The following is a 23839-nucleotide window of genomic DNA, read 5'->3' as shown; positions in this document are numbered from 1 at the left end:
TTCCAAATTACATCATTACGACGTCAAACTGTTCCTGAATGTACAGGGGTTCAGCCTGAACTCGCACTTGCTTGCCAATAAATACTTCGAGCTCTGCCAACGCATGAGACTCATCGCCCAATAGCGCTTCAGCAACAAACGGCGATGCGTACACGACAAAATTATCGGCGTCGTAAGCACGGTTCACACGAGTAATCTCGCGTAATATCTCAAAGCATACGGTTTCGACCGTTTTCACGCTGCCACGGCCTTCACAAGTAGGACAGCCAGAACACAAGATATGTTCAATACTTTCTCGTGTGCGCTTGCGCGTCATTTCAACTAAGCCAAGCTGGGTAAAGCCGTTGATGTTGGTTTTTACTCGGTCTTTCGCCAGCGCCGTTTCCAGTGAGGTAAGTACTCGCTGACGATGCTCTTCGGATGCCATATCGATAAAATCAATAATGATGATACCGCCGAGGTTACGTAAACGTAGCTGACGCGCAATAGCTTGCGTTGCCTCTATATTGGTATTGAAGATAGTCTCTTCGAGATTACGACGACCAACAAATGCACCCGTGTTGATGTCGATGGTGGTCATGGCTTCGGTTTGATCGATGATCAAATAGCCGCCCGATTTTAGCTCGACCTTGCGCTCTAAAGAACGCTGAATTTCGTTTTCGGTGTCGTACATGTCAAAGATTGGCTTGTCACCTTCGTAAAGCTCAAGCTTATCTGTTAACTCCGGTACATACTCAGAAGTGAATTCTTTCAGGTTCTCGTATTCAAGGCGGGAGTCGACCATGATCTTATCGAGCTCTGTGCCAACAAAGTCACGCAGAATGCGTTGAGCTAAGCCGAGTTCACCGTAAAGTGTTGAACGCGTTTTGTATTTTGAGCGACGCTCCATGACTTTTAGCCACAAACGCTTTAGAAATGCCGCATCTTGAGATAGCTCTTTTTCATCAGCGCCTTCTGCCGCGGTACGAATGATAAAACCACCGTGCTCATCACAGTAATGGTTCACCACTTTTTTCAGACGCTCGCGCTCTTTCTCACTCTCAATACGCTGCGAGACACCAACATGGCTGGCCCCCGGCATAAAGACAAGATAACGTGAAGGTAATGTGATGTCAGTCGTTAAACGCGCGCCTTTCGTGCCGAGCGGATCTTTGACCACTTGTACAACAATGTCTTGTCCCTGTCGTACCAGCTCAGAGATATCACGGACTTGAAACTGCTGTTTTTCGTTCTCTGCCACACATTCGGTATGCGGGACAATATCTGACGCATGTAAAAACGCCGCTTTATCTAAACCGATATCGACGAAAGCCGCTTGCATACCTGGCAGTACTCGGCTGACTTTGCCTTTGTATATATTGCCCACAATGCCGCGACGCGATTCGCGCTCGATATGTATTTCTTGTAGTACTCCACCTTCAATCATGGCCACACGAGTTTCACTCGGGGTCACGTTAAGCAGCAATTCTGCACTCATGTGCACACCTCAAAACAATTATAAAAATTCTTGAATTAGCTGATCGGTTTCGAACAAAGGTAAGCCTACTACAGCGTGATAACTGCCTTCGATTCGGGTGACAAATCGCCCTCCGAGTCCCTGAATACCATAACTTCCAGCTTTATCGCATGGCTCTCCTGACTGCCAATATTGTTCGATTTCTTCGTGAGTCAGTTGCTTGAACCACACGTCAGTGGTGACGACCACTGAATGTTGTTGTTCCGATGATACGACGCTCACCGCAGTCATCACTTGATGACGACGACCGGATAAGTCAGTAAGCATACGCTTTGAATCTTCAAAACTTTTTGGTTTTTCTAGCACACGGTCATCACATACTACGACCGTATCAGAGCCCAATACAACGGAATCAGGCTTAGCTAATGCTAAGCCTGCCTGAGCTTTTTCCAAAGAAAGACGCAGCACGTACTCTCGTGCCTGCTCATGAGCCTGTTTAGCTTCCTCAATATCAGGCAATACGATCTCAAAATCATAACCTAGTTGAGCAAGCAGCTCTTTTCTTCTCGGAGAACCCGAAGCGAGAACGAGAGATAAGCTTTTCTTCACCGCTTTACCTTACGTGCCATGCACGACGAACTCGTCGCATTAATAAAAACATCCATGGCCAAAGTATACAGTTTATTGCCGCCGTCCACAGAGATAATGGATTAAATACTACGTCCTGGTTCAAATATTCCCCACAGAATATCAAAACTTCCAATAACGCAGTAAAAAAGGCAATTAAAATCGACTGTTGCCACAATGCCATGTTGCGAATCAACAGGAAATTCAGCGCCACAAGGTAGATAACGATCGACATCATCATGCCACGAATTCCAAGCGTTGAGCCGATCAAGATATCCCACAATAAGCCCAACACTAGCGCAGTTCCGACGTTCACTCGGTGCGGTAGTGCCAACACCCAATAACACGTGACAAGGAACAACCATGACGGACGTAACACATCTAACACACCTGGCCATGGAATGGTTTGCAGTACCAGCGCAACGAAGAAACTGACGCCAATCACCATTCGGCTACTCAATACATTATTGGCCATCGGTTACCTCTTGTTCTTGCTCTAACCCTTCATCTACATTGGACCGCAGTACTTTGTGTTGACGGTCTTCATTCGGCCAAATCAGCAGTAGGTAGCGTAAGCGATCAAACTCCACAACCGGCTCAGCCTTGATTGAAGCGAACTCTTGACGCGTATCGTGATCCACATTGGTAACCGTCGCGACTGGATATCCCTCAGGGTAAATGCCACCTAAACCGGATGTCACCAATAAATCACCAACCTGAATATCTGTGCTGGTTGGAATGTGCTCCAGTTGGATTTCATCCATTTCACCATTGCCCGATGCGATCACTCGGATATCATTGCGGATCACCTGGACAGGAATTGCATTTTTCGCGTCCGTTAGCAGCAGAACACGTGCGTTGTGCGCTGCGACAAACGTAACCTGACCGACGATGCCTTTCTCGTTGATAACAGGCTGACCAACGTAAACACCATCAATACGGCCTTTATCGATCACCACTTGATGACGATAAGGTGAAGTATCCACCGCCATTACTTCTGTCACGACTTTCTTTTCATCACGGACAAATGAAGATCCTAGCAACTTACGTAGGCGTTGGTTTTCTTCTTTATATTGGTCGAGCAAGATAAGCTCGCTTTTCAGGCGTAGCACTTCTCGCTTTAAGCTGCGATTGCCTTCAACCAATGCCTGATGAGAATTAAAACGTTCAAATACGCCATCGAACATACTACGAGGCAAATTCGCTGTGTACTGAATCGGTGCAACCATACTGTTTAGTAGGTATCGAACGTTGGAAAACGTATCTAGACGACTATCGGCCAGCATTAAGCTCGCCGACACGATGACAGCAAAAAACAGACGTAATTGCAGAGACGGACCTCTGCCGAAAATCGGTTTCATCTTGTTTTTGACCTGATTGCTTCCATGATTATTGAGCCTTACTTGGCAACCTAAAAATACTTAACTAAATACTTTTAGGTATGGAGCATGTTTGAATTACAGAGAGAGCAGAAATGAAGGTGAAGCCCGACATGAGCTTCACCTAAACCTTTATTCTTCAGAGAACAGATCGCCACCGTGCATGTCGATCATTTCTAGAGCTTTACCGCCACCACGCGCAACACACGTTAGTGGATCTTCCGCGATAACCACAGGAATACCAGTTTCTTCCATTAGTAGACGGTCTAGGTCTTTAAGTAGTGCACCACCACCTGTTAGTACCATACCGTTTTCAGAAATGTCTGAAGCAAGCTCTGGTGGACACTGTTCTAGTGCAACCATGACTGCTGATACGATGCCAGATAGCGGCTCTTGAAGCGCTTCTAGGATCTCGTTTGAGTTCAAACTAAAGCTTCGTGGCACACCCTCTGCAAGGTTACGACCGCGAACTTCAATCTCTTGAACTTCATCACCAGGGTAAGCAGAACCGATTTCGTGTTTGATCTTTTCAGCCGTTGCTTCACCAATCAAGCTGCCGTAGTTACGACGTACGTAGTTGATCACAGCTTCATCAAAGCGGTCACCACCGATACGTACAGACGATGAGTAAACCACACCGTTTAGAGAGATAACGGCAACTTCAGTTGTACCACCACCGATATCGACCACCATTGAACCTGTCGGCTCAGATACGCGTAAACCAGCACCAATTGCCGCCGCCATTGGCTCGTCGATTAGGTAAACTTCACGCGCACCAGCACCAAGTGCTGATTCACGAATTGCGCGACGCTCAACTTGGGTAGAACCACAAGGAACACAAACAAGAACACGTGGGCTTGGCTTTAGGATGCTGTTATCGTGCACTTGCTTGATAAAGTGCTGAAGCATTTTTTCGGTTACGTAGAAGTCAGCGATTACGCCGTCTTTCATTGGGCGAATAGCGGAAATGTTGCCAGGTGTACGACCAAGCATCTGTTTTGCTGCGTGACCGACTGCAGCAACGCTTTTTGCAGAACCTACACGATCTTGACGAATAGCAACTACAGAAGGTTCATCAAGGACAATTCCTTGCCCTTTTACGTAAATTAGAGTGTTGGCTGTACCTAAATCGATAGATAGATCGTTAGAAAACATGCCACGAAGTTTCTTAAACATACTCTTCGCTCATCCTGCAAAAATATAGAAGACAAAAATTGCTCTAAATGTACCAATGCCTCGCTGTCACAGCAAGGTATTGGTACACAAACATGAGCAGAAAGCCTCAATTTCTTGCAGTTTCCTAACTTAAGGGCAAAAACCTAAGTTGTTACTGTCCGGTTAACCCTGGCTCACCACGGTAAATCACGCGATCGTTACCTCGATGGATACCAAAGGTGACGACGGAGGATGGGTTTTCTTCGGAGCCATCATTGTCCCAATCATATTTGAGCCATGGTAAACCATTTTCAGAGTCATCAAGATCTAACCAAACGCGTGTTTTCTGACGGTATGGTTCTGCTTGAGTTGCGGTGACAGAACGAGAAGAACCAGAAGCAACTTCTCCACCAGCTCCTAACGTGACTGCTTTGGGAGTGGCTCCAGCACCTGTTGGCCAAATATGCGTTTCAGCGGCAGTGACACCTTTCACATCGGTTTGATTGTCATTAGGGTTGGCGATAAAGCGGCTACCATTCCAGTACTCAACTCGAAGTGGCACATGCAATGTCGAACCTTGGTTACCACCTACATCATCTAGGTCAACACGACCAAAGCGGATGTCGGGTTGCCTAACTAAGCGGGAGTTGAAATCTCCGTCAGTAATGTACTCAACAGGGTCAGCATTGTTGGTATATATCAAACCTATCTCTGATTTGGCAGTACCAGTCACAGAGTTAAATGGTCCATCAGGGTAGCTACCACCAAGATCTTTGTTCCAACAAGCACTGCCGATACACTGACCACTATTACCGACTGAGAAGTCTCCGATACTTTTATCAGATTCGTTACTCCAGTCTCCTGCGCCAAAATCAGGCGCATCGAATCGATCAGAGTAATGGTCAATATCGTCTAGGTTGAACTCCGCTTTTGTAACAAAGTCTGCATAGTTCTTAATCGCAGATTTGTTAGCATTCAATGCCTCCACGCTAAACTCGACCCCATCAAAAGGCTGATTCATATAAGCAAAACTTTGTGAACCAGGGTAATTCCAATCGCTGGCGATGACTTGGAAGTATTTAGGATAGAAACGACCAACGGTGACGTCATATTCATCTAATTTCTCTCCCAAATACGTTGCTTTAGTTTTAAGGTTTAAAGCGCCAACTTCATCCCAAACGTATTCAACTGTTTTACCCGATTTAGCTTCTTCAGAGCTAAAGTCTAAACTTGAACCTTTACTTGGATCTAAGTTGGCGATATCACCACCCGATGGGTACAAGACAGAAAACTCAGCATCAAGTGGCGCAGCCGTATTTGAATCAGAGAAATAGTTTTGTGTCAGAGTGTATTCACAAACATTGGTAGCATTACCACGTGAGTCGCTATGAACGACTGGTTTGTAAGTCACATTAAAGCTTTCAGCAGAGGCAATAAAGCCATCGCCAGTAGCTTGTGTCGTAGGGTTAGTTTTTCCACCATTTTTAGCCACAATATTACATGCGGCAATTTTCCAAGGTCGAGACTTAACGCTGAATGAGCCATTGAGAGTCACTGACTCTTGCTCACCTTTCTCTTCATCCGGAGCTATTGGACACTCATCTGAGTACTGAGGGTCACACGTGAAATTCGCATCTTCGAGTTTGATTGTGTACAAGCCCGAATCCATTAGCTTAAAGGTATCTGATGTCTTACCTTGCTCTGAGCCAATAAATTTAGGCTCATATGTTAATAAGCTCTTGTCACTACGCCCGTCAGCTGGTGTTTCGATTTCCAGTTGAACACTTGGTGAGCCCATGTAACTTTTCACTACCGTTTGCTGGCCATCGCTACAAGCTAATACTCTTGTGTCTATTTGATAATTTTTACCAGCTACGACTGTTTGGTCATCTACATCAAACTTGAATGGTACAAATTTAAAGGTAGATGTCTGCGTTTTTGATGGGTCATTGTCCACCGTAACCTTTAACGTATATTCGTCATTAAGCTCAAGACCATTTTGATCTGTAACGGTAACCTGCAGCTTCAACTTACCGAGTTTCGAAAACACATTGCTTGTAGTAAAGCTTGGGTAAGTGCCTGTACCAGTGCTATCAGCGACTTCTACAGAGAACTTATCGGCATCAGGATAAACCTGCACAGTAACCCCTGTACTTTCCGCATAGCCATCATTCTTGGTTTCTATTTCAAAGCTAGGTTGCTCTGTCCCGCACATCAGCGCATATTGTGTTGCTGGTGATAGCGTTACTTCATAGTTGTCAGAAGGCTTAAAACAGTGGTTATCGGTCGCTATAATTTGTGAGCTGTTGTTCATCTGAATTCGTCTTGCAGTGATCGCACCATTTACAATCGTTGAGTTGCTCAGGTAAACATCTTTTTCACTATACAGTAGACCTGTAAAAACTGCGTTTTGACTAAGTACAACCTGCCCATCACTTGAACCATGTACAAGCACAACTAACTCAGCGTCTCCCACTTCACCAAAGTGGCTATCGTTATTACTTATCGATAGGCTTTTTGTATGGATAGTAACTTTCTCTCCATCAGGTATTTCAATGACTCCTGAATTGTTTAAGTTGATACTCCCCACCCAATAAGTACCTGTTTTAAAAGTTACCTTGCCTTTACCTACAGTTAGGGTGCCAATCACCTCATTATTCCTAAACTCACGCTCATCTTGCCATATATTCACATTAGTTAAGTTCGGGTCATCAGGAGACCGAAAACTTTCAAGCTCCTGTTTTTTCACTCTCAAACCTGAGTCACCCAGACAGCTTTGGCCATCACAGTTAGCTTGGTTATGCATCGTAATATCTGCTGGGCGAAAACCAACGTAACGCTTACCGTTACTTAATTGCGCGCCAGAAATTTTGGCAGTATTACTCATCTCAAGCTTGGCATTATTATTTGAATCCCATGTTTGAGCTGGCGAAGGGAAAAGTTCACAAACCCCATCAACTGGAGGTTTATCGAAAAGGAAGTAGGAGAATGGTTCGACAACATGACCACGTTCCGAGTCTCTCTGCATATCTTCTTCATTGATAAGGGCTACACCTGTCTTTGTCACTGAGCAGCGACGTAGCCAACCACCATTGTTACCATTACGCGTTCTTTTAGACGCAAGTAATACAGGTGCAGACTTAAAGCCAGAAACAGGAAAATTACTCACTTGTAAGCAACCCTCTGTAATTGGTTTAATGACGTTGTCGTCCAATGCTCCCAACGTATTTCGTGTAGAGCCATCCCCTAACCAGAACTTACGACCATTCACAAAGCCTTGCCCGAGACCAGCAACAAAAGCTACGTCCTCAGATTTAGCTAGCACAGCATTCTTCGTAACTTCTGAACGATCTAAAATCAATGAGAAGCCTTGCACTGTAGGATTAAGTGCAATTGAACTCAGCCACAAAGGTTGCCCATTAATGTAGTTATTCTTAGTTTGTAATTGAACTAAGACGCCAGGGGCAGACGCAAAAGAAGTATTTAGACCAAAGTCCCTAAATAGCACATTTTTACTTTTGTAGGTTGTACCGCCAATATTCGAATAAGTAAGGTCGGAGCTTACCTTACCCGCAACAATCATGGCATCCCCATCAAACTTGATAACACCAGGTTCGATAACGAGGTAGTCTATGTCTTCCATGGGAGCATCAACGAAAGTCACCCTCTCACCTTGATTATTGTTGTCCGTGCATCGCCACTTCCCGTTATTGTTTTGCTTCAATCGCTTACATGCCGCGCTATGTGGCGGAAACAACTGCTTTACTGTGGCCTGAGTTTTGGACTTTGACCATATACGTAAATTTGAAGGATACTCCGTCCTCTTATCCGCGAAGTTAGACATTGACGCATCAATCGTCGACATCACAAAGACAAGCGGCTCTTCATCGTAGGTGTTCTGAAACTCGATATCACATGTAACACCACGCTCATTATTCAATACCTTACAATTTTCAGCAGGGATGGTGCCAAATTCAAACTGAGGGTTGTTATTTACTGCAGCAAAACTGATTGACGAAAAAAGGAAAAGAGCTACCGTAAGTAACAATGTTATTATTTTTTTCATTGTATTTTACTCCCTTACCCAAACTTCTTGCTGACGTTGAACTTTAGACACTCCAGAACCACAAACAGCCACACTTTTAACCACATATAGCTCCACTTCTTTACCAGGAAAGTCACCTGGTAGCTTACCTGCCTTCTGACATTCAATCGTTGTCACTTTGCATGCCTGATCGAACAAGCCGCTGTCGGGCTTAACGCTTTTAGCCTTAATATCATCGCAACGAGTTTCAACAGCAGCGGAACCACCTAAAGGGAAAAACTGAGTTAACACCCAGTCATTACTCGATTGGGCAGTAAACCATGCCTTTGCACCCAAAAACTCACGCGTTAAACCACTTTGATTAGACCAAGTCACTTTCATTAGTGATGCAGCCAAATAACCCATTACGATAATGACAAAGAGCGTCACAATTAACACATGGCCTTTTTGCTTATTATGGAACATTCAGCACCTGCACATCTTGTTGGTACACACTACTTTCACCGGACTGTTCAAACGCGAACCTCAGATGCACAAGCCCGCCTCGGTGAAGCGATGTATCATCATATTTGAAATAGCTCTGAGATTGGTCATCAACATAAATAAGATTGTCGGCAATTATTTCGCCGTTACGCTGTATCTGTGTGCCTACAAAGCAATATTTCACTGACTTAGATGGATCATAGAGATAGTGTCGATTAGAAACGGAGCGACTGGTTACTAAACTAGCGCCATCAATAATCTTATATGCTTTATCCGAATCTGGAGAAAGCGCTCCAACATCAACACTATGAGTGGATGAGGTTAAATCACTTAGCCGTGTTGGGTTAATCACCATTTTCAAGCCATTATCAAATTCGGGAGCATTAGTACCAAAAAAACCAACCACAAACTGTATATCATTTCCAGAAATCGCATAAAAACCAGAATGCTCTATCGGCATAAACATCAGGCAGTTTTTTTCACTCTCATCAATAAAAAAGCTATTCGGCACCGCATGACGAATTTCTCGAGATATTTTCTCAATAACGAACTGAGCCTGAGTTTGTAGTCTCTGCCTATCAATAGTATCAGCATAGCCCTTTGCTCCTAACTGCAAATAACCAGCAATTCCGAGCATGATAAAACTACCAACCACAATAGTGATGACCATTTCTATTAAAGTGAAACCACGATTTTTCATTAGTAGTTTCCCCTTATCGCAGACAGTGTTAAAGGCTGTGTTTGTCCGGCGTAAATAGTCATAGTGACTCGTTTATACGCCGTGATATCTTCCAGTGAAGGATTATTTACACCCGTACCGTCTGATTCAACGTATTGCACTTTCACTTCTACTCGAAAGTTCTTGTAATCATTTGCCATAGACGTACCAAGAACGTTACTCAGCTCATATAAGGGCGAAGAGTTACATTTAGCCTTTGTGCTTTTCGTATACCAGCAACCGATATAGTCATCGACATCATTGAAATCACTAGGCGTTGTTTCCAAGGAACCGTCTAGTTTTTTATCCGCACCTAATTTATTTACGTCAGTGCAGCTCACTCCATTCTCACCACACCGAACAGTGCCACCATCAAAGTCGCTGTTTTCATCGAAGCCTCGCGCCAATATCTGAGACATGAAACCTTGGCCTAATGCGGCCGCGCGGGTTTGATAATGAGGGATGGCGGAATCTCGAATTTGAGGGACAAGAAAAGAAGTAAACGCCACCATCGCAATGCCCATTAAAACAATCGCGATGATCATTTCTATTAACGTCATGCCACTAGATTTCTTCATGAGCATGTGCCTTTTGAAACATAACCTTGAGTATTAATTTCAACTTGGCAGCGGCTTCGACCATGCTTATCTTCAATCAGGATTGAAACCCCACCACTCGCGGAGTTTATTGGATTACCCAATAAATCAAACTCGATTGGATTAGTTGCAGCATTGGTCAGTGAAAACTTTGCGGATTTATCAACAACCATGTCACTACGAGTGTCTCTTTCCTTACTAGCCAGGCCGCATGCAGCACTAGACCCTATGCAAGAGCTTGTAATCGACAAACAAAAGTTAGTGTAGCTAGAGTCCTCTCCAGCTTTATAGCTACTAGGTAGGCACCTTTCAGGATAAGACTTATTTGGGATGCTGATATTCGACTGCATACGATTCACCTGCACTTGGCGAATCACAGAAATCACACGTTCTTGTAATGCATATGCAGAGAAACTGCCAGAGCCCATAAAACGGCTGGCTGCAAAAAGTGAAAGGATAGAGAGGAGAACAATCACGAGGATTAACTCCATTAACGTGAACCCTAATGCAGAGCTGCGAATTTTCATAACCCAACCTTAGGCTTAGAACAAGCGAGATAAGTATACGATGAAATTATGAGATTAATGATAGGTTTATAATTTTTCGATTCGAAGTGTGAACAGACAAACAAATCACCAATGTCTAGTTATTTTGCCCCTTTGAACGACCAATTTCTTCTTCAATTCGATCGTAAGTTTCTTTATTGCTCAGCGTTTCAGAAACGTGCTCAGCGGTTTGCTTGGTTTGCTCCCACTTGGCTTCATAAGTTTCTGGTTCAAAGCTGATAAATCTTGGTAATACCACATAACCGATCACACCCAAGATAATCAGCACAACCACAAACTCTATTGCACTAAGACCCGATGATTTACGCATATGAACTATTCCAAGATTAATCAAAATAAAGAGATAAAGGCCAGACTAGCTGGCCTTTATAACACCGATTAACAACCAGTATCTGTTACAGCAGTTGTAGAAACTGCTGCAGAAGTTGCTTCAGTATAAGTCACGTAACAGTTACCTGCTTTTACCTTAGCTGCAGTGTTGCCTGCGTCTAAACCTTTTTTAAGGTCACCACTAATAAACGTAGCAACAAGTTTATTAGGAGTCGTACCCTCTAAAGCTAGAGCCCAATCTTCATCCAAACCAGTTACTGCATTGTTAAGACCGTTATCTGCTGCTACTGGGTAACCGTAACCAACTAAAACATCCTCAACTTTAACGTCACTTGCTGGAGCTTTCGTCTCGATACCCTCAATTGCTGATTTACCGAAAACAATACCAGAAGCACCATCAATCGCACCTTTTAGGCCTTGAAGCGCAGATTCACGAGCATCTGATTGTAGGTTAAGGAAACGTGGTGCTGCAGTTACCGCTAGAATACCTAGGATTACAATTACCACTACCAATTCGATAAGGGTGAAACCACCTTGTCTTTTCATTGTTTACTCTCTCTATGTAAGCATGCAGTACAACTGCAAAGTTTCGTTTAGGTCACGCGACCATTTTGGATATTGTCAAAACGGTTTGGGGCAGCAACCTTCACTAAAACTGACCGTGAAGTGGATACTGTATCTACCGCTTGAGCAGAATGACGATTCGCCATTATTCAGTTCATGCTGCAATGAGAAAAACACATTATTGTTTACCCACTATTACAGCCTGTTACTTATGGTTATGATTGCATTATACCGACTTTCATTACCAATTATAGTGCTTAGGTGTCAAAAAAATCACTCCGCCGATATTTCGACGTCTATTTTCAGTTGATTAGCAGTTGAGATAACTACAATCGACTGACCATTTTCATAAGTGTATTGACAGACATAACGATCAGTTTTGATGGCTCCACTGATATCTATTAACTTGTTGGTCATTATTTTACGTTGGGGGTAATGCACCGCTAGCCAATAACCACAATCTAATACACCTTGCTGAGTAAAGGGAGACACTAACCCGCCCTCAGTCATAGTAAGGTTTAAGCCATCCATCAGCATATGTTCTGGCTCGCCTTGTACTAGCCAAGCTTGACGATAACGCTGAACACTATCTTGCATCCAAACTCTCGCTAACTTCGCTCCAGTTACTTGTGCTTGCTCGGTCACAGGACGTAATTTGACCGCCAAACCCACCGCCATAATCGTAGCAATAACCCCAAATACAATAAGCGTTGCTCGGCTTTGATTTTCAACCACCTATTAGCCGCCTTTGATGATGTCGAGCATTCCCCACATTGGTAGGAAGATACCCAATGCCAGCACCATGACCATGCCTGCTACAATCACCAAAAGTAATGGTTCTATTCTTGCGGTCAGTGTTTTTAGATCGTAATCAACTTCTCGATCGTAAAAATCCGACACTTCCAGCAGCAACTCATCAATACGACCAGTTTCTTCCCCTACTGCAATCATCTGAATCACCAATGGGGTGAATATTTTACTGTTGATGGCCGTCACTGAAATGGTGCTACCCGCTTCAATCGCGGACTTCATCTCAAGAATTCGGTTTTCTAAAAAACGGTTCCCTAAGGCTTCCCCGGCCAAAGCCAAAGACTGGTTAAGTGGCACCCCTGATTTCAGCATCAACGAAAAGGTTCTGGCAAAACGAGAAAGCTGCGCACGATTAACGATATCGCCTACAATTGGCAGCCGAAGCCGAAACTTATCGAACTTCTCCCGACCATCAGCCGTCGCCACCCACGCTCTGAACACCGTAAACGCGCCAATCATTGCCACAACCAGCAACACCCAATAATTAACAAAGAAATTAGAAGTCGCGATCAAAATACGCGTCGGCAATGGTAGCTCAACACCAAAGCGCGTAAACATCGATGCAAACTCAGGGATCACCAAGATATTCAATACAAACATGGCGATGGTGATAAAGATAATGACAAACGTTGGATAACGCATCGCCGCTTTAATGCGTTTGCGAGTCTCAAGTTCCTGTTCGTAGTAATTCGCCAGTTGCAATAGCGCTTGGTCAAGCCGACCCGTATTCTCACCGACGTTGATCATAGAAACGAACAGTGGGCTGAATACTTTACTGTGTTGCTGCATCGCAGAAGACAAACCTCGGCCATTACTCAGTTCAGAAACGACATCTTCTAGCGCCTCTTTGAGCTGTTTGTTTTCGCAATTTTGCAACAAGCCACGCATAGAGCGCAGCAAAGGTACGCCAGCTTTAGTCAAACTAAACAACTGGCGAGAGAAAAGAATAATTACTTCCAACGGAATAGCAGGCACAAACAGCTTAGATAAGCTCACTTGGCTTTTTGCCGACTCTTTCTCTAAACGTACATTGAGCGGGATGACCCCTTTGTTCATCAATGCTTCCGCCGCAGCTTCTGAGTTCACTGCTTCGATTTTGCCGTTAGTGGATGAGCCGTCTAGCGTGCGGCCTTGATAACGAAAAGTTGGCATTCACTTACCTATATGAAAATGGGATCAGTCTTACCAGAAGCATCACCCTCACCTAGGGTCATCACTTCGTCCAAACTGACGGTGCCTTGTAGCGCCAGTTCCATTGCAGAAGCAAGCAGTGGCTTATAGTTTTCTGAGCGGCGCGCGGCTTGCGCAAAGCCAACCGCATCATTGGCGCGCAATTTATCCATCATCTCTTGCTCAAGTTCGAGCATTTCAAACACACCGATTCGGCCTCGATAACCAGTCAAGTTACAGTTTTGGCAACCTGCGCCTTTATAAAAAATGGTGCTAACTTGATTTGGGAAACGCCCAGCTAACCACTGCTGGCGAGACTCATCTAAGTGGTCTTCTGTTTTACAATCTGGGCAAACTCGGCGCACAAGACGCTGCGCCACCACGGCTCTGACTGCACTAGCAACCAAGTAACCCGGCGCACCCATATCGATCATACGTAACGCACTGTCGACAGCATCGTTGGTGTGAAGAGTGCTCAATACTAAGTGACCCGTTAGTGCAGCTCGCAGACCAATTTCTACCGTCTCTTGATCACGCATCTCACCAACAAGAATGATGTCTGGGTCTTGACGTAAAAAGGTTCTCAGAACACGCGAGAAAGTTAGATCGATCTTACTGTTAACCTGTACCTGAGTGATGCGAGGCAGACGATATTCAACCGGGTCCTCTGCTGTAATGATCTTTTTCCCAGGTTCGTTGAGCTCACTCAATGCGCCGTAAAGCGTGGTGGTTTTACCGGAACCTGTCGGCCCGGTAACCAAAATCATGCCATGCGGACGCGCCAACTGTCGACGTAAGCGAGCAAGCAAGTCTGGCGGCAAGCCCGACTCTTCTAACGGACGCAAACCAGCGGACTGGTTAAGCAGACGCATTACTACAGATTCTCCGTACTGCGTTGGTAACGTCGACATACGAATATCAATTGATTGGCCACGAACTTTGATATTGAATCGGCCATCTTGTGGCAAGCGCTTTTCAGAAATATCTAGGTGTGCCATCAACTTCAGTCGAAGAACCAAAGCCGATGCAATGTTCACTTCATTTAAGAGCGTTTCATGCAATACGCCATCAATACGCTGGCGCAAACGCAATACTTGATCGTCTGGCTCAATATGAATATCCGAAGCTCCAACCTGTACCGCATCTTCAAACATGGAATTAACCAGCTTTACAACGGTAACCTCTTCACTGTCGGCCTCATCAATACCGTAATCAAAGCTTTGTACATCTTTATGCTCTTCATGCAGCTGTTCAGCAAAGGAGGCGATCTCTTTAGTACGGCGGTAATAACGGTCAAAGCTTGAAATAAGCTGACGCTCTGAAGCAACAATGAACTCAAGGTTGTATTGACCTAACAAGTTCATCAATGATTCTTGAGTGAACAAGTCCGCAGGGTCGCTCATAGCAACGCGCAGGGTGTCCCCATTTCGAGCAACGACCATCGCACGTAAGCGACGTGCGTGTACCTCAGGTAGAATCTGCACGGCTTCGGCATCCACAGGCGCACGACCAAGATCGATCAGTGGCAAACCAAGCTGCTGAGACAAGAAGTCCAACATTTGCTTTTCGGTAATAAAGCCAAGGTCAATTAACGCATCCCCTAGCTTCTGCCCGGTACTGCGTTGTGCGTTTAGTGCTTGCTGGATTTGTTCTTCAGAGACGATACCTTCCTCAACCAGAAGATCGCCCAAGCGTTTTCTCAACTGAATTTTCATTGTGCGCTCTCCAACTCTTTCAAGATGCTCAAACGGTCACGGATAAATGCTTGCGATTGATTCGAAATGCCAACTTTACCCAGAGCTTGGTTGTAAGAGTGAATCGCGGCAGTAAAAGCCAGGGCGCGCTCTTGTTGAATAGCCAAACCTAACCACCAGCGCGCGTTTTCCGGCTCACGCTGAGTTAGGAGTTGATAGCTCTCAAGCGCAATGTCATTTTGCTTGTGTTTTTGTGCCAATGCCGCACGCATCGCCAAGTAATCTCGACTTGGTACTGGAGGCAAATGAACAAGCGGGCTCAGCGCCGCTTCAGGTTGATTAGCTTTCACTAACAACTTAGACAAGGCCAAGCGGAGTACTTGGTTGTTCGTATCTAGGTTGATGCCTTCTTGAATAATCTCATATGCTTTACGCGTGTCACCTTTACCAAAGTACAACGCTGATAACTTTTGACGCGTGTCTGCATTCATTGGCTCATAACGCAACGCCTCGGCATAAGCCGACAACGCTGTTTGCATATCGTTAGCATCGAGTGCCTTTTCCGCTCGGCTAACCGCTTTAAGAGATAATTGGCGGTGAGTAAGCTCAACCTGCTCAATACGCATTGAGCTGTTTTCTGATGTCGTGCGGGTTACGTGATCGTATTGCTCCTCGCTCGGCATCGTTGCTAACTGCGCGAGTAAAACTTCATCTTCAGAGGCGATATTTATCTCAGATCTTAGCGTGAACCTATCAGTCTCTTGCATGTGAGGCTGTTGCGCTACCGGCTGTGTGGCTGGTTTGGTGTAAACCACTTGAGTTGTATCGGGCGTCATTTTACTCGTTGGCGAGTGAGTGCGCTCCGATGAAACAATTGGTGAGACATTCACAGACGACAGTGGCATAGCGTCGGTTTGAAACTGTGATAGCTCGCCTGAAGGGACAGGACCGCGAGAGACCGCCCAACTGCCAACCGCAAGGCTTAACGAAAAACCGGCGACAAGCCAAAGCCAAGGTTTACTGCGTGAGACACTTGGAATCTCCGCACGAGTAAGCTCTGACGGCGATGTTTTTTCAGCAAGTTCTGATAATGCTTTATTGATGGCACTCAAGGTTGACTCCATCCCCAAAATACGGGTGTTTTAAACTTAGGTTTACGGGCATCAAACGTATCGTGCATAGCGGCGTAAACGTGATGATTTTTCAATAGTGTGCAACGCTCATTAAATGCAGCAAGCAACGACTTGTGGCTAATTTGGTTTATCAAGCGCGGAATCCCCATGGATGAACGCCAAATCGCTTTTTTCTGTTCAATAGAAAAAATGTGCGCCCCATTGCCTGCTTTATCTAAACGATTATTGATGTAAGCTACGCCTTCATCGATAGAGAGAGGACGTAACTGGCAGCTAAACGTAATGCGTTGACGAAACTGCCTTAGCTCATGGTTAGCCAATCTTTCATCCAACTCAGGTTGTCCGAATAACACCAATTGAATGAGCTTATCTTGTTCCGTTTCTAGGTTGCCAAATAGACGCAATGTTTCTAAAGCTTGTGGGGAAAGAGCTTGCGCTTCATCAACGATCAAGACGGTTTTCTTTCCCAAGGCATGTACTTGAATCAAGTGCTCTTGAATGAGGGAAACGATGCGCAGCGGATCATCGTTCTCGATACCTAACTCTCTGGCGACAGCAAACTGCAACTGTTCCCCATTCAACACTGGATTGGGTAAGTAAATAAGCTCAACTTCAGATTCAATCTGCTCGATCAGCTTACGGCATACCATGGTTTTTCCAGTGCCGACTTCTCCCGTCACCTTAATCACCCCTTCTCCCATTTGCACGGCAGCTAGGATGGTTTGGATCGCCTCATAGTGAGGGACTAACCCCAAGAACATTTCGGTATTTGGGGTTAACGAAAAAGGCTGAACTCGGAACCCAAAGTGTGACAAGTACATACTCGAATCACAAACCTATTGAAAAACAGAACCTTTCCCAGCGCTTATTGCGCATCTGGGAACCACTCTTGCAGCAGATCACGAGAGCGCTCTAGCTCTTTCTGCCAAGAGTTCACGCCAACTACGGTCGGTTTTAGCAAGATGACCAATTCTGTTTTCTCAGTTACGTTATTCACGTTGCGGAACAAGTGCCCCAGTGCTGGTACATCGCCCAAAAATGGGACTTTAGAAACAAGCTCACGATTTTGCTGTTTCATCAACCCGCCGATAACCACAACATCGCCATCTTTAGCACGAATAACCGAGTCTGATTCACGAATAGAGCTTTTCGCTAATGGCAGTTGGATGTTTTGGAAATCTCCGCCCAAGTTCAATTGCTTCACTTCTTCCGTGACTTCAATAACTGCGGGGTGAACATGCAGGAACACATTGCCTTTGTTATCAATTTGCGGAGTCACATCGAGGGAAATACCCGAGAAGAATGGCGTCAGTTCCACTTCAGGAACTGCATTTGAGTTTTCACCGTTGCCTGCATTACTCGATAGCTCGGTAACAAAGTACTCATCGGTACCGACCTTGATGACAGATTTTTGGTTGTTGGCAGCGGTAATACGAGGGCTCGAAAGGACGTTCAAGTCACCTTGCGTAGACATAAAGCTCAACACGGCATTGAAGTTACCATCCGAAATAGTCACGTTGGTTTGACCGCCCAAGAGCGTGCCAATCGCATCCAATGGTGGTAATGCCGATGCAGGGCGGTTGACTACGATACTACCCGAGTTACCAATTGACGCCGATAAGTTTGACCAGTTGATGCCTTGTTGGTAGCCATCATTCAACGTCACTTCTAGGATTTTAGCTTCAAGAATGACCTGGCGCTGCATGCGCTCCTGCGATACACCTAAGAACTCGCGTACTTCGCGAATATCATCTGGAAATGCTCGAACCGTAATAACTCCCGCTTGTGGCGTTACAACCACACTTTGCCCTTTGCCTGAACCAATTAGATTCGCAACAGCTTGCTGCAGCATAGGCCAGAAGTCACTTTCAGTGATGGTTTCAATGCGTGTACCACCCGTAGATGTGGTCGAGCTATCGTTGTTGTTTCCATTGTTAGAGTCTGACGAGTCAGAACTGTCTGAGCTACCACCAGAATTAGACGTACCAGCCGAGGTTACAGAGCCCGTAACAATGCTGGTTAATGAGCGACCAGAACGCTTGAACTGCAGGTAATCGACTGGAATGGTCACCGTACGCATACCTGCTGGGTAGATTTGAATAACTTTGCCAGACTTCACCACGTCATAGCCATACATATTCTGTACGACATTCAGAACTTCATCCAATGTCACATCAGACAAGTTGACAGTGATATTACCTTGTACCGATGGGTGAATCGCCACGCTGTACTCTGTGCCTTTCACCAACGAAGCGAAAAAGCTTCTTGCATCGACCGCATTCGCTTGAATACGAAAACGCTTCGAGGTGCCTTGCTCTGATGCAACGTTCGAGTCTAAATTTGGCATCAAGTCTGCCTCAACAGAAGAAGGGATTTCTTCCAATGTGCGGCTGTTCGCTTGATTGATCGATTCATTGAGCGCTTCTTTAACTTCCACTGGATTCCGATGACCCATTGAACATCCCATTAAAGAAGCAATCGTTATTCCTACAACTAATTTGCGCATATCTGATCGGGCTCTGGTTATTATTGTTTTACGTTTAAATCAAAAAGCTCTAGGTCCCACTGACGGTTACCACGCTTTAAAGTTACAAATTCACTATTAATGCTCGCGACGCGATAACCCTTAAATAGCTCGCCTTTTTCGACAAGTTTGTTATCCATAATCGCGATACAATCAGTACTTGGCTTACACACAATACTGTTGAGCTTAGGCAGTCGGTACCGTTTAACTTTTGGTTTCGCTGACGTTTCAACCGCTGGTTTTTCCCAACCAAGTGGGGCCGTTGGGTCTTGGTTTGCCCAAGCGGTTCCTGCCGCTGCCATAACAAGCAATGAGATGATGAGTTTGTTAACCACCAATAAACTCCTCTCTAGATCCTAGTGTGTAGACTTCTAACACAAGCTTCGCTTTCGGGTACTCTTCGACTTTATAACTAAAGCTGCGCCAGTAATAACTCGCAGGAAGACTCTCCAATTTATTCAGATAATTAGCAATAGAAAAATAGTCACCAGTCAGTTCCATACGAACAGGATGCACGTAGTAACCAGAGTATTGCGATGCTTCTTTATCTTCCGTTATTGGCTCAGATGGCAAGGTTTGCAGAGACAAAAGGTGAATGCCACTTTGCTGCTCCAACACATTTTCAAGCAGCTCAGCCATTTGCGAAGGTGTAATAAGATGCTCGATGATCTCCGCTAATTGCATCGAAAGATGCTGACTCTCAGCTAACAGATTAGATATCGCGCGATCAATCTCAGCATTTGGATCTTTCTTAAGTTGCGCCTGAATACGTAGCGTATCGATTTCAATCTTTTGATTGGCTTGCTTTAAATTACTTAGTTGCCTCTCATTACTGATGATCTCGTTAAGCTTTGGCTCCAATACCAGCGTAAAGAGCAACATGATCACGACAACTAAACCGCACAATGCAGTGAGCACTTTTTCACGCGTACTCATTTCGCCAAAGCGCCCTTCTAATGAGAGCCAGAATTCGTTCATTTCTCTTTATCCTCGCGCGTTTTTAGTTCAAACGTCACAATATCCTTATCATTTCGACCTATTTTGACGCCGTCAAACGTTCGACCAACCAAGCTAATTTCGTTTTTAAATTGGCTGACCCAATTTGGCACTGAGCTCGGTTTTTTCGCTAGCCCCTTCAGGTCTAAGGTATGGGTATTGATTCGAATTTCGGACAAAGAAATTTCTTGGTTTCCTAGCTTCGCTAATGATTGCATCACGCCAGAGTAACCCGTGCGTTGCGAGTCATCGTATTTCCCGACAGCTTTAAGCGAGTCTCGCTTCGCCTTGACTTCACGCTCTAAGCGGGCTTTAGCTGCCAGCTTATTATTGTCAGGTTGATGTTTACGTAGCTTGACTTGATAACGTTCAAGCTCTGACTTCATGATATCGCCTTTACTTTTTACAATAGCAATCTCATCTTCCAAACCGCTGCTCTGCCAAGTGACATAACCGTAAGAAAATAGAATTGCAGCCGCCGCAACGCCCCAAGATAACGCGATATTTTTTAGCGTCAGGAGCTCTTTTTTCGGCTTTAAGTAATCGGGATATAAGTTGACGCGTCGAGTATTTGAAGTAGCCGCAGTGTCAGCCAAAACATGTCCTGATAGCTCATGTTCTGGTGGTAATAACGGTGAAACCTTAGTACTTAAACGGTAGTTCAGAGCCTGAACAAGCTCGCTCTCATCCTCTTCATCACAGCACACTTTCAATTGATGTAATTGCACGTGGCGTAACTGAGATGAAAGATAGTCAATCGAACGTTGCAGTTCTAACGACAGACTGTCCATCTGTAAATCGCTAGACGGAACCCCCGTTAACGGTGGCGTCACACTGCGAATAGAGCGGTGGAACGCAATAGTATTTTCGACAAAAGCGCTTATACGGAAATGACCACGCACACTGCGTTGTAATAATAGGAAGTTTCCTAGTTCACCAGCAGTCTCTCCCCAAATATCGTCTTCAGGAAGAATGGCTTCTAATGGTAACTGGGCTCGACTGGCCAGTAACACAATCTTATCCAATATTTTTCGCGATAAGACGTATGCTTGCACTTTGGTTGAATTCGGTAACTCGACCGCATCGGCAATAATGTCGATAGCACGCTCAGAGATCAGTTCTTTCAACAAAAACGGTAATGCGGCTGGCCATTCTTGACGCGGCATGACCGGTTTGTCGATTTGGTACATCTGGTAATAGTTATGAGAAAGAACAACCGTTAATGAATCATACGCACTCGCTGCAACGCTCAATGCTTGCTCAACGGCTTTTTCCCAATTGGACTCAGAAATATCAAATTGGTATGGACGACTACTTTTGATTGAAGATGATAAATAAACGGCGTCTGGCTGAATAACCAAAAAGCAGGAGCGACCACCACTAGATGATCGCTTAAGCTTGTCGAATAGTGCTTTGAAATCCATGATTATTATCTTTATTTTTTCCGCCAGCGATTTCGTCTTCCCAATTTAACTTGGGATTCTGATTGAGAATTCGGCAACGCTTGGGGACGAGGAAGAAACTGCTGCTCCGCAGAAAAGTAACGCCCTTGCCCACCATAAACCCCGAGCTCAATTAATGTGTTGAGCTCGTTCTGATTCTCAATTCCCACTGCTATAATTTTAGTTTTACTGTTTGCCGCCGCACCTAGCATACTGCGGACAAATAGCTGGTTTTCATGTCGTTGGTCGATTTTTGCTACTAAACTGCGATGAAGTTTAAGGTAACGAATGTCCACTTCTTTTAAATAGTGAGTGCTAACGATGGTACGCCCAGCCTGCCCAACCATTAAGTGGCACCCTAAACCGGCCAGCATTTTAGCGACTGGTCGCATAAAGTCTAAGTGTCTTACAAATTGTGCTTCAACAAACTCAAAACTGAGACACTTTCTCTGCTCACGTGACAACTGTAAGAGTTCATCACGAAACCATTTAAAGTACTCTCGGTTAGAAAATGGCGTTACATTCAAATTGAGCGCATACGATCTTGAGTTATCAAAATTATCCTTAAACTCTCTTAAGAATTTATTAATAACCGACTTATCCATTTGCGCTTCATAACCAACCTGTCTGATCGCAGAAATGAACCGAGACGCTTTAACAATCCCATTCTCAGGATCGCGAATCCGACATGTTAACTCTTCATATAATGATTTTTTATGCGTCGCGTCACTTATTGGGTGCACAGATTGTGCGTAGAGTATCACACTTTCAGGTGTAAGTGCTGTGTCAAATAACGTTCTCCACCTCACACTTCCGCGAGCTTCTTCATCGTGGTTCCATTTTTTGAAGCGACTCCAATTATTGTTATTTTGTAGTTGCGCACTACGCAAAGCAGTCTCGGCTTCATCAATGATTTGGCTGTGTCGCTCACCTTCTTTATAAGTGGTGATGCCAATATGGCACCAGTTGTCTGGATCAAGTGGCTCTGGCGGCATTAACTTTTCTAACTGGCGAATGCATTGCGAGGCGAGGTTAGCCACATCTTTCGCACTTTGGTGCGGTAGAAAAAGCGCAAAATCAGCATCGTAATAACGGGAAAATACAACATCTGGGTATCGTTGAACTAAATTGGACAATAAACTCCCAACTTCAACAATAAACTCATCCGTAATTTGCTTATCTTGCTCTTCTTCAACCAGTTTCCAGTCTTGAATACGCACTAGCAACACGGCGCCGCGAGCCCCACTTTCTAGTAACGCCGATTCCAACTTGCTATCAAATAACACTCGGTTAGCGGTACCGGTTAGCTTATCAAGGAAGGTTTGAGTTCGAATAAAGGTATCAAATCGGCTTCGCTCTTGACGCGCATCTTGTAACTCTTCGATTAATACATCGAGCGCTTCACTGGCGGTGTAAGGCCATTCTTTTTTGTCACCTTTGGCATACTGCTCTACCCTACCAGCCAGGATCATTCTGCCTCGCTCTTCGAGCATTTCGGAGCCTTCTAATTGTTCCTTAAGCCATGCCACGCCGCGCATTAAGCAGAAGATGATCAATATAACGGCAAGCGTGATCGACCAAAGCGCCTGCATTGAGTAGCTGTAACCTAAGTAAGGGGGAATTGCTTTAAAGTGAATCGTGTAATCTTGATTGTGAGTCAGCTGGTACTCAGCCTCAAACAAGACTGACGCTTCCATTTGATGAGAAGTATCTTTGAAGCGATAAACAACGGCGTTGTTGGTCGACAACGTCATTTCGACAATATTGGAAGCCTGCAGCATCTTCGGCATCCAGCGCTGCATAGAATAAGCGGCGTCAGGATCTTCCATCTCCTTGTCGACCACCTCTACGATCCCTTCTAAATAATGGGTGAGATATTCCTGCCCAAGACGTTTAAAAGAGAGGGTGCCACCGACAAACAAGATAAACATGGCGCAGATAACGATCATGGTGACAAAGGCCACCAGCCGTGTGCTTAACTTAAGAGTTGGGGTATACCTCATGAATACCAAATTCCTTTTTTATTCATCATATACCTTATTGAAATATTTATACTTGATAAGAGTTCATCAAACAATCGGATTAGTCTGATAGTGAGAGGCTGGAGCATAAAGAAAATCACACTCATTGATAAGTTTTATTGTTACGCCT

22 protein-coding genes are annotated in these 23839 nt (G+C 44.8%); all 22 read right to left on the bottom strand.

Annotated elements, in window-relative coordinates:
- Positions 1–7: 7 nt before the first annotated feature.
- Complete coding sequence (gene rng, locus R7Q09_RS20360) at positions 8–1477, bottom strand: ribonuclease G (protein ID WP_005381138.1); 1470 nt, start codon at positions 1475–1477, stop codon at positions 8–10.
- Between the two features lie 18 nt (positions 1478–1495).
- Positions 1496–2065 (bottom strand): Maf family protein, encoded by a 570-nt coding sequence (locus R7Q09_RS20355; RefSeq protein ID WP_048626847.1) that lies wholly within the window; start codon positions 2063–2065, stop codon positions 1496–1498.
- A gap of 4 nt (positions 2066–2069) precedes the next feature.
- Positions 2070–2558, bottom strand: coding sequence for a rod shape-determining protein MreD (gene mreD, locus R7Q09_RS20350; RefSeq protein WP_005381141.1), 489 nt, complete (start codon positions 2556–2558; stop codon positions 2070–2072).
- Entirely contained in the window at positions 2548–3444 is an 897-nt protein-coding gene (gene mreC, locus R7Q09_RS20345) for a rod shape-determining protein MreC (RefSeq protein ID WP_318071113.1), read from the bottom strand. The genes mreD and mreC overlap by 11 nt, the downstream gene beginning before the upstream one ends.
- A gap of 150 nt (positions 3445–3594) precedes the next feature.
- A complete protein-coding gene (locus R7Q09_RS20340) occupies positions 3595–4638 on the bottom strand; it encodes a rod shape-determining protein (protein ID WP_005381144.1) in 1044 nt (347 codons plus the stop codon).
- Between the two features lie 151 nt (positions 4639–4789).
- On the bottom strand, positions 4790–8683 hold the full coding sequence (locus R7Q09_RS20335) for a DUF6701 domain-containing protein (protein ID WP_318071115.1): 3894 nt from the start codon (positions 8681–8683) through the stop codon (positions 4790–4792).
- Positions 8684–8689: 6 nt separating this feature from the next.
- The gene (locus tag R7Q09_RS20330; protein WP_017636194.1) at positions 8690–9127 is read right to left on the bottom strand and encodes a hypothetical protein; all 438 of its coding nucleotides are present in this window, start codon (positions 9125–9127) and stop codon (positions 8690–8692) included.
- On the bottom strand, positions 9117–9845 hold the full coding sequence (locus R7Q09_RS20325; protein WP_258624277.1) for a PilW family protein: 729 nt from the start codon (positions 9843–9845) through the stop codon (positions 9117–9119). Before R7Q09_RS20325 ends, R7Q09_RS20330 begins: the two co-directional genes overlap by 11 nt.
- Positions 9845–10441 (bottom strand): prepilin-type N-terminal cleavage/methylation domain-containing protein, encoded by a 597-nt coding sequence (locus tag R7Q09_RS20320; protein WP_318071116.1) that lies wholly within the window; start codon positions 10439–10441, stop codon positions 9845–9847. Before R7Q09_RS20320 ends, R7Q09_RS20325 begins: the two co-directional genes overlap by 1 nt.
- Positions 10438–10986, bottom strand: coding sequence for a type II secretion system protein (locus R7Q09_RS20315; RefSeq protein ID WP_258654915.1), 549 nt, complete (start codon positions 10984–10986; stop codon positions 10438–10440). The genes R7Q09_RS20320 and R7Q09_RS20315 overlap by 4 nt, the downstream gene beginning before the upstream one ends.
- Before the next feature lie 115 nt (positions 10987–11101).
- The gene (locus R7Q09_RS20310) at positions 11102–11335 is read right to left on the bottom strand and encodes a type II secretion system protein (protein WP_005388453.1); all 234 of its coding nucleotides are present in this window, start codon (positions 11333–11335) and stop codon (positions 11102–11104) included.
- A 68-nt stretch (positions 11336–11403) separates the two neighbouring features.
- Entirely contained in the window at positions 11404–11901 is a 498-nt protein-coding gene (locus R7Q09_RS20305; RefSeq protein ID WP_005481011.1) for a type II secretion system protein, read from the bottom strand.
- Positions 11902–12192: 291 nt separating this feature from the next.
- Positions 12193–12654, bottom strand: coding sequence for a hypothetical protein (locus tag R7Q09_RS20300; protein WP_054579426.1), 462 nt, complete (start codon positions 12652–12654; stop codon positions 12193–12195).
- Between the two features lie 3 nt (positions 12655–12657).
- Positions 12658–13881 carry a type II secretion system F family protein gene (locus tag R7Q09_RS20295; RefSeq protein ID WP_005381186.1) on the bottom strand — a complete coding sequence of 408 codons (1224 nt, stop codon included), beginning with the start codon at positions 13879–13881 and terminating at the stop codon, positions 12658–12660.
- 8 nt (positions 13882–13889) lie between these two features.
- Complete coding sequence (locus R7Q09_RS20290; RefSeq protein ID WP_158159799.1) at positions 13890–15614, bottom strand: GspE/PulE family protein; 1725 nt, start codon at positions 15612–15614, stop codon at positions 13890–13892.
- Positions 15611–16705: a tetratricopeptide repeat protein gene (locus tag R7Q09_RS20285; RefSeq protein WP_213904078.1), complete on the bottom strand. Its 1095-nt coding sequence runs from the start codon at positions 16703–16705 to the stop codon at positions 15611–15613. The genes R7Q09_RS20290 and R7Q09_RS20285 overlap by 4 nt, the downstream gene beginning before the upstream one ends.
- Positions 16702–17547, bottom strand: a complete 846-nt coding sequence (locus tag R7Q09_RS20280; protein ID WP_033907419.1) for an ExeA family protein — start codon at positions 17545–17547, stop codon at positions 16702–16704. Before R7Q09_RS20280 ends, R7Q09_RS20285 begins: the two co-directional genes overlap by 4 nt.
- A 44-nt stretch (positions 17548–17591) precedes the next feature.
- A complete protein-coding gene (mshL, locus tag R7Q09_RS20275; protein ID WP_033907420.1) occupies positions 17592–19232 on the bottom strand; it encodes a pilus (MSHA type) biogenesis protein MshL in 1641 nt (546 codons plus the stop codon).
- Between the two features lie 20 nt (positions 19233–19252).
- The gene (locus tag R7Q09_RS20270; protein WP_005381196.1) at positions 19253–19585 is read right to left on the bottom strand and encodes a hypothetical protein; all 333 of its coding nucleotides are present in this window, start codon (positions 19583–19585) and stop codon (positions 19253–19255) included.
- Positions 19578–20228 carry a type II secretion system protein GspM gene (gspM, locus tag R7Q09_RS20265; RefSeq protein ID WP_005381197.1) on the bottom strand — a complete coding sequence of 217 codons (651 nt, stop codon included), beginning with the start codon at positions 20226–20228 and terminating at the stop codon, positions 19578–19580. Before gspM ends, R7Q09_RS20270 begins: the two co-directional genes overlap by 8 nt.
- Positions 20225–21670, bottom strand: coding sequence for an MSHA biogenesis protein MshI (locus tag R7Q09_RS20260; protein ID WP_318071117.1), 1446 nt, complete (start codon positions 21668–21670; stop codon positions 20225–20227). The genes gspM and R7Q09_RS20260 overlap by 4 nt, the downstream gene beginning before the upstream one ends.
- An 11-nt stretch (positions 21671–21681) precedes the next feature.
- Entirely contained in the window at positions 21682–23691 is a 2010-nt protein-coding gene (csrD, locus tag R7Q09_RS20255; RefSeq protein WP_005381201.1) for an RNase E specificity factor CsrD, read from the bottom strand.
- Positions 23692–23839 lie beyond the last annotated feature (148 nt).

Source organism: Vibrio sp. 2130-1 (assembly GCF_033339515.1).
Note: the sequence above shows the minus strand (reverse complement) of the source record. Positions and strands in the feature narration are given on the sequence as shown.